Genomic DNA, 354 nt, shown 5'->3' with positions numbered 1-354 from the left:
AAGATCGGGAACCAGAACAATGTCCTTCTGATCGAGCAGGTGACGATTGACAACGGCTACCCGACAACGGAGGTCATGGCTCAATCGACGGTCAGCATGGTCGGTGCGGTGGAAGGGTGGAAGTCCGCCCGATACTCGTTGCCAGTGACCACGCAGTCAGACCGTAAGTTCGCCTTTGTGATTAAAACCGATGACAATGAGCACTCGGTTTCATTCGCAAAACTCGGAGAGTTTGATGCTGACCAGCAGAAATGGGTGTCGTCTCACCCTTATGTTATCGGCCCACGCTTCTCCAGTGTGAACGCTGAAACATGGTCTGCGCATCAGGATGAAGCGCTGACATTCCGCCTCATC

The 354-nt window shown here is 53.4% G+C and carries 1 pseudogene; it reads left to right on the top strand.

Annotated elements, in window-relative coordinates:
• Positions 1-354, top strand: a pseudogene (locus tag HBA93_RS19505) (DUF4815 domain-containing protein); the annotation flags it as partial.

Source organism: Ochrobactrum sp. SFR4, from assembly GCF_019730395.1.
Taxonomy (GTDB): Bacteria; Pseudomonadota; Alphaproteobacteria; order Rhizobiales; family Rhizobiaceae; genus Pseudochrobactrum.
Note: the sequence above shows the minus strand (reverse complement) of the source record. Positions and strands in the feature narration are given on the sequence as shown.